Source organism: Nocardioides sp. CPCC 206348 (assembly GCF_048654705.1).
In the GTDB taxonomy this organism is placed as follows: Bacteria; Actinomycetota; Actinomycetes; order Propionibacteriales; family Nocardioidaceae; genus Nocardioides.
On sequence record NZ_JBMCZA010000132.1, the window covers coordinates 431 to 7519 of the forward strand.

The 7089-nt window shown below is 70.7% G+C and carries 7 protein-coding genes and 1 tRNA gene; 6 read left to right on the forward strand and 2 right to left on the reverse strand.

Annotation, left to right across the window (positions count from 1 at the left end; genetic code table 11):
• The 3 genes from ACOADB_RS08535 to ACOADB_RS08545 form a co-directional block, all read left to right on the forward strand.
• Positions 1–271: FtsX-like permease family protein (locus ACOADB_RS08535; protein WP_378597538.1), on the forward strand; the 271-nt coding region annotated here is incomplete at its 5' end.
• A 104-nt stretch (positions 272–375) separates the two neighbouring features.
• Positions 376–1374 (forward strand): ArsA-related P-loop ATPase, encoded by a 999-nt coding sequence (locus ACOADB_RS08540; RefSeq protein ID WP_378597539.1) that lies wholly within the window; start codon positions 376–378, stop codon positions 1372–1374.
• Between the two features lie 3 nt (positions 1375–1377).
• Positions 1378–2559: an ArsA family ATPase gene (locus tag ACOADB_RS08545; protein ID WP_378597540.1), complete on the forward strand. Its 1182-nt coding sequence runs from the start codon at positions 1378–1380 to the stop codon at positions 2557–2559.
• 43 nt (positions 2560–2602) lie between these two features.
• Here the strand turns inward: ACOADB_RS08545 and ACOADB_RS08550 are convergent, their stop codons facing one another.
• On the reverse strand, positions 2603–2884 hold the full coding sequence (locus tag ACOADB_RS08550; RefSeq protein ID WP_378597541.1) for a WhiB family transcriptional regulator: 282 nt from the start codon (positions 2882–2884) through the stop codon (positions 2603–2605).
• Between the two features lie 226 nt (positions 2885–3110).
• Here ACOADB_RS08550 and ACOADB_RS08555 point away from each other — a divergent pair, with 226 nt between their 5' ends.
• Complete coding sequence (locus tag ACOADB_RS08555; RefSeq protein ID WP_378597542.1) at positions 3111–5447, forward strand: penicillin-binding protein; 2337 nt, start codon at positions 3111–3113, stop codon at positions 5445–5447.
• A 12-nt stretch (positions 5448–5459) separates the two neighbouring features.
• Here ACOADB_RS08555 and ACOADB_RS08560 read toward each other — a convergent pair whose 3' ends face one another.
• The gene (locus tag ACOADB_RS08560; RefSeq protein ID WP_378597543.1) at positions 5460–5918 is read right to left on the reverse strand and encodes a GatB/YqeY domain-containing protein; all 459 of its coding nucleotides are present in this window, start codon (positions 5916–5918) and stop codon (positions 5460–5462) included.
• Between the two features lie 36 nt (positions 5919–5954).
• Between ACOADB_RS08560 and ACOADB_RS08565 the strand changes: the two genes are divergently transcribed.
• Positions 5955–6887 (forward strand): metallophosphoesterase, encoded by a 933-nt coding sequence (locus ACOADB_RS08565; RefSeq protein ID WP_378597544.1) that lies wholly within the window; start codon positions 5955–5957, stop codon positions 6885–6887.
• A 90-nt stretch (positions 6888–6977) separates the two neighbouring features.
• A tRNA-Pro gene (locus ACOADB_RS08570) sits at positions 6978–7054 on the forward strand.
• Positions 7055–7089: the final 35 nt, after the last annotated feature.

Below are 7089 nucleotides of genomic sequence, written 5' to 3' on the forward strand. Positions count from 1 at the left end.
CCGCCGCCAGCTCCGGCGGATGCTCGCCACCGAGGCCGTCCTGCTGGCCGTGGTCGCCACCGTCCTCGGCACCGCGCTGGGCGTCACGTTCGCCTGGGCCGGCGTGCAGGCACTGGTCGGGCCGGTGGTCAGTGGCGCCGGCCTGGTGCTGCCGTGGACCCAGCTGGCCCTGGTCGTGACGGCATCGGCGGTGGCCGGGCTGCTCGCCGCGGTGGTGCCGGCCCGCCGGGCCAGCCGTACGACGCCCGCGGCGGGGCTCGCCATGGAGTGAGCCGGGAGCCGACCGGCAGCGACCCCGGGGTCGGCGCAGCGGCGTGGGGAGGTTCACGGGACGGATCAGCACCCGTGGGCCTCCCCTGTCGCTACGCTGCCCCGGTGAGTGATTGGGCGAAGGTTCGTCTGCATGTCGTCTCCGGCAAGGGCGGCACGGGCAAGTCGACGGTGGCCTCCGCACTGGCGCTCGCGCTGGCCAGCCGGGGCAAGAACGTCCTGCTGTGCGAGGTCGAGGGCCGCCAGGGCATCGCGCGGATGTTCGACGTCGACCCCCTTCCGTACGTCGAGCGGCGCCTGACCACCGGCCTCCCCGACGACGACGGCGGGCGCGGCGTCGTGCACGCACTGCACATCGACGCGGAGTCCGCGCTGCTGGAGTACCTCTCCATGTACTACCGCCTGGGCCGCGCCGGGAAGGCGCTGGACCGCTTCGGCGTCATCGAGTTCGCCACCACCATCGCGCCGGGCGTGCGCGACGTGCTGCTGACCGGCAAGGTCTACGAGGCCGTCGAGCGCAACAGCCGCAACAAGGGCGCCATCACCTACGACCACGTCGTGCTGGACGCGCCCCCGACCGGCCGGATCTGCCAGTTCCTCAACGTCAGCAACGAACTGGCCGGGCTGGCGAAGGTCGGTCCGATCAAGGCCCAGTCCGACACGATGATGACCCTCTTCCGGTCGCCGCGTACGGCGGTCCACCTGGTCACCGTGCTCGAGGAGATGCCGGTGCAGGAGACCATCGACGGCATCGCCGAGCTCCGCGCCAACCGGCTCCCCGTCGGTGGCGTCATCGTCAACCTCGTCCGGCCGCAGGACCTCACGGCCGACGACCTCGCAGCCGCCCGCACGGGCGGCCTCGACCAGGCCGCGATCGAGAAGGACCTCACCGCCGGGGGCCTCGCGGTGACCCCGACCCTCGTCGAGGACCTCGTCGCCGAAGCTGCCGACCACGCCGAGCGCCGCGCACTCGAGGACTCGCAACGGGCGCTGGTCGCCCAGCTCGACGTGCCGTCCTACGAGCTCCCCCGGATCGCCGGCGGCATCGACATCGGCGGCCTCTACGAGCTGGCCGCGCACCTCCGAGCCCAAGGGATGGCCTGAACCATGGCCCGCAGCAGCACGCAGCGACAGACCCGCGTCGGCCCCGCCACCCCGCCCGCCCGGCGCGCGGGCGCCCTCGACGTCGACGCCCTCCTCGATGACCCGAAGACCGGGATCATCGTGTGCTGCGGTTCCGGCGGCGTCGGCAAGACGACGACCAGTGCCGCGCTCGCGCTCCGCGCCGCCGAACGCGGGCGGAAGGTCGTCGTACTCACCATCGACCCGGCGCGTCGCCTGGCCCAGTCGATGGGCATCGCGGAGCTCGACAACACCCCTCGTCCCGTCAGCGGCGTCAATGGCGAGGGCAGCCTCGACGCGATGATGCTCGACATGAAGCGCACCTTCGACGAGGTGGTCATCGCCCAGGCCAGCCCGGAGAAGGCGAAGCAGATCCTGGCCAACCCGTTCTACATCGCGCTGTCGAGCTCGTTCGCGGGCACGCAGGAGTACATGGCGATGGAGAAGCTCGGCCAGCTGCACCGCGACTCCCGAGCGGCCGGCACCTACGACCTGATCGTCGTGGACACGCCCCCGTCGCGCTCCGCCCTGGACTTCCTCGACGCCCCCGAACGGCTCTCCAGCTTCCTCGACGGCAAGTTCGTCCGGCTGATGATGGCGCCCGCCAAGGGCCCGGCGAAGTTGATGACGGCCGGGTTCAGCCTGATCACGAACGCGCTGACCCGGATCCTGGGCGCCCAGTTCCTCAAGGACCTGCAGACCTTCGTGTCCGCGCTCGACACCGTCTTCGGCGGGTTCCGCCAGCGTGCCCAGCTGACCTACTCGCTGCTCAAGGCCGACGGTACGGCGTTCCTCGTGGTCGCCGCACCGGAGCCGGATGCGCTGCGCGAGGCCGAGTACTTCGTGGAACGGCTCAGCGAGGACGGCATGCCGTTGGCCGGACTCGTGATCAACCGGGCCAGCCCGGAGCCGGCCGGGGCACTGTCCGCGGACGAGGCGATGACGGCGGCCGAGCGGCTGCGCCAGCAGGATGCGGGGTCGCTGACGGCCGGGCTGCTCCGGTTGCACGGCGACCGGGTGCGGATGGTGCAGCGCGAGGGCATGCTGCGCGACCGGTTCGCGACCGCCCACCCGCAGGTGGCGACGGTCGTCGTGCCGGCGCTCGCCGGAGACGTGCACGACCTCGACGGGCTGCGCACGGTCGGCACCCTGTTGGCACAGGGGTGAAGCAGCCGGGAAGGCCGCTCGCGCAACCCTCCCGGATCAGGCCTCAGACAGCCGGAACGCCCTGGCCGTCGCGCGCGTCCTCAAGGACCTTGCGCCACGATGCACTCGGGCGGCGGCGCAGGAGCGCACGGCGCTCCCGTTCCGTCATGCCGCCCCAGACGCCCCACTCGATCTGGTTGTCGAGCGCCTCGGCGAGGCACTCGGTGCGCACGGCACAACCCGCACACACCTGCTTGGCCTTGTTCTGCTCTGCCCCACGGACGAAGAGCTGGTCCGGCTGTGATTCCCTGCAGGCCGCCCTGGGCGCCCAGTCATCTACCCACATGTTGTCCCCTTGTGGTTCCCACCTCCGAAGAGCCAGCACCCCCACAGCGCATGGCCTCTTCGACTTGAACAAAGTAAAGGACAACTACCCCTCACCAACATCGCTCGTTCTGCCCAACCTGTCTAGTCACATCTGACTAGTCGCACGGCAGGCTGAGCGTGGCGGTGCCTCCGGAGGGGCACGCGACGAGTCCGGTCCGCACAGGTACGTCCCGTACCCTGAGGCCATGTCCCGCACCCGGTTCGACGGCCTGCCGCCCGGCAAGATCGCCTCCCATCTCGGCGTGATGCTGCTGGTTTCTGCCGTCCTCGGCGTCGTCGTGTCCGGCCTGGCGATCCCCTTCGCCGGCGTCCTGGGCTTCACCGCCCGCAACGTGGCCGAGTCCGTCGACGACCTCCCGCAGCAGCTCGCGACCGAGCAGCTGCCGCAGCGCACCGAGATCAAGGACAAGGGCGGGCGCACCATCGCCACCCTGTACGACCAGAACCGCGTCGACGTACCCCTGCGCCAGATCTCGCGCACGATGGTCGAGGCCATCGTCGCCATCGAGGACTACCGCTTCTACCAGCACGGCGCGCTCGACGTGAAGGGCACGGTGCGCGCCCTGTTCACCAACCAGGCAGCGGGCGGCGTCGCCCAGGGCGGCTCGTCGATCACGCAGCAGCTGGTCAAGCTGACCCTGATCAACCAGGCCAAGACCGACGAGGAACGCGCCGCAGCGACCGACGACACCTACGGTCGCAAGCTCAAGGAGCTGCGCTACGCGATCGCGCTCGAGAAGCGCCACACCAAGGACTGGATCCTCGAGCGGTACCTCAACACGGCCTACTTCGGTGACGGCGCGTACGGCGTCCAGGCCGCCGCCCAGCACTACTTCAGCGTGAACGCCAAGGACCTCGACCTGCGCCAGGCAGCCCTGCTGGCCGGACTGGTGCAGAGCCCCGAGGCCTACAACCCCACCAAGAACGCCGCGCAGGCGATGGTGCGGCGCAACATCGTGCTCGGCCGGATGGCCCAGCTCAGCGTGGTCACCGACGCCGAGGCGGACGAGGCGAAGAAGCGCAAGCTCGGCCTCAAGGTGCAGGAGCAGCCGAACGGGTGCGTGAACTCCGGCGCCCAGTTCTTCTGCGACTACGTCGTGCGCTGGCTCAAGACCGACCCCGCCCTCGGCGAGACCCCCGCGGAGCGTGAGGCGCTGATCTTCAACGGTGGCCTGACCATCAAGACCACCATCGACATGCGCTTCCAGAAGGCCGCGCAGGCGTCGGTGAAGTCCCACGTCTTCAAGGACGACCTGGCCGTCGGCGCGCTCGCCCTGATCGAGCCCGGCAGCGGCAACGTCCGGGCCCTTGCCCAGTCGCGGCCGATGGGCAAGAAGAAGGGCCAGACCTTCCTCAACTACGCCGTCCCGACCAAGTACGGCGACGCGGCCGGCTTCCAGCCCGGGTCGACGTTCAAGGCCTTCGTGCTCGCCGCGGCGGTCCAGAAGAAGATCCCGCTCAGCAAGCGGTTCCCCGCGCCCAACCCCGGCCGCTTCGTCGAGAGCGAGTTCGAGACCTGCGACGGCCCGTACCAGAGCAGCGGCATCTGGACGCCCGGCAACTCCACGCGCTCGTCCGCCGCGCCGAACCTCTACGAAGGCACCCAGAAGTCGGTCAACACGTTCTTCGTCAACCTCGAGAAGGAGGTCGGCATCTGCGAGCCGTGGAAGCTCGCCAAGCGGATGGGCATCCGGTCGCTGACCAAGGCGAACATCGTCCCGTCGTTCACGCTCGGCGTGGCCAGCGTCAGCCCGCTGGAGATGGCCGAGGCCTACTCGACCTTCGCCGCGCGCGGCCTGCACTGCGACGCCCGCCCGGTCACCCAGATCGAGGACGTCGACGGCAACGTGCTCAAGAAGTACGAGAAGAGCTGCACCCAGGTGCTGGCCAGCCCGGTCGCGAACGCCGTCAACGACGTGCTGCGGGGCGTGATCGCCCCCGGCGGATTCGGCCAGGCGCTGTCGCCCGGCCAGCCCGCTGCGGGCAAGACCGGTACGACGAACGGCAACAACTCCGTCTGGTTCGCCGGCTACACGCCGAACCTCGCTGGTGCCGCGGTGGTCGCCGGCGTCAACCGCAAGGGCCACCCCGAGTCGCTGGACGGCAAGTCGGTCGGCGGGCGGACGCTCTACACGTCCTCCGGTTCGACGACGGCCGGCCCGCTCTGGGGCGACACGTTCAAGGCCATCGCGCAGTACCTCGAGGACGAGGACTTCGAACGCCCCTCGGGCACCGACGTCGCCGGTGTCCTGACCCCCGTGCCCTCGGTGGCCGGTCGTTCCTACGAGGACGCACGCGCGACCCTCGAGGACCTGGGCTTCAGCGTCGTCCGTGGCGGCACCGTCGACTCGGGCTACCGCGCCGGCCTCGTCGCCTACTCCTCACCGGGCTCGGGCGCCGACCTCGGTGCCGGCGACACCGTCACCCTCTACATCTCCGACGGCAGCCCGAAGGCGGCGAAGAAAAAGAAGAAGCGCGGCGGCGGCGAAGGCGGCGGACCGCCGCCCCCGGACGACGACTGACGTCGCGCCGGCTCAACCGAGCTGGCGTCGTACCTCCGCGGCCACGGCAGCGCCGTCGGCGCGGCCCTTGACCTGCGGCGTCACGATGCCCATCACCTGGCCCATGGCCTTGGGGCCGGCACCCGCGGCGCCGACCTGCTCGACGGCAGCGGTGACGATGGCGGCGATCTCCTCGACCCCGAGCTGCTGGGGCAGGTAGTCCTGGAGCACTGCCGTCTCGGCGCGCTCCTTGGCGGCCTGCTCGGGCCGGTTGCCCTCCTCGAACGCCACGGCGGCCTCGCGACGCTTCTTCGCCTCGCTGGAGAGGACGGTGAGCACCTCGTCGTCGGTGAGCTCCTTGGCGACCTTCCCGGCCACCTCGGCGTTGGTGACGGCGGTGAGGACCATCCGGAGGGTGGACGACCGGAGCTCGTCACGGGCCTTGATGGCGGTGGTGAGGTCGGCGCGCAGACGGTCCTTGAGGGTGCTCATGCCTTGATTGTGCCTGCCGTGTGATGTGCTTGCCGAATGGGATTCGGGCGAGCTCTGCTGCGCGGCGTCGGCGTCGGCGGCGTGCTCGGGGCCGCTGTGACGTCGTACGCGGCCTGGGAGGCCCGTCAGTACACGGTGCGGACCTACGACGTCCGGGTGCTGCCGGCCGGCATGCGGCCGCTCCGGGTCCTGCACCTGACGGACATCCACATGACGCCCGGGCAGACTCGGAAGCAGGAGTGGCTGCGGTCGCTGGCCGCGCTCGAGCCCGACCTCGTCATCGACACGGGCGACAACCTCGCGCACCGCGATGCCGTCCCCGTCGTCCTCGACAGCCTCGGCGACCTCCTCGACGTGCCGGGCGTCTTCGTCCACGGCTCCAACGACTACTTCGAGCCGGGCGTGCGCAACCCGCTGGCCTACCTGACACCGGACGACGGCAGGCGCCACACCGACGTCCCCCAGCTCCCCTGGGGCGACCTGACCGCGGGGATGGCAGGCGCGGGCTGGCTGGACCTGACCAACCGTCGCTCCCGGTTGACCGTCGGCGAGACGACCTTCGCGTTCGCCGGGGTCGATGACCCCCACCTCGCGTACGACGACCTGGCTGCCGTCGCCGGCCCGGCCGAACCCGACGCCGACCTGCGCATCGCGGTGGCCCATGCGCCGTACCTCAGGGTGCTGGACCAGTTCGCCCGGGACGGGTACGACGCCATCATCGCCGGGCACACGCACGGCGGCCAGGTGCGTCTGCCCTGGCCCGGCGGCTCCCGTGCGCTGACCACGAACTGCGACATCGAGCCGGCGCGGGCCAGCGGCCTGCACCGCCACCCGGCCGACTCCCGGCCGGGCGACCCGGGGTCGTCGGTCCTGCACGTCTCCGCAGGCATCGGCACCAACCCCTACACCCGGGTCCGGATCGCCTGCCGGCCCGAAGCAGTGGTCCTCAACCTGCTGCCCGTGCCGTAGCCACGACCCGGCTCCCGATTGCAGGTCGGCCTCCCGCCTCCGCTATGCTCCCGTGCTTGTGAGCCGTCCCCGCAAGGGGCTGGTGATCGGCGGGCTGTGGCGCAGCTTGGTAGCGCGCTTCGTTCGGGACGAAGAGGCCGCAGGTTCAAATCCTGTCAGCCCGACCATGTGATCTCGCAAGAGATAGGAAAGATCCGAACCC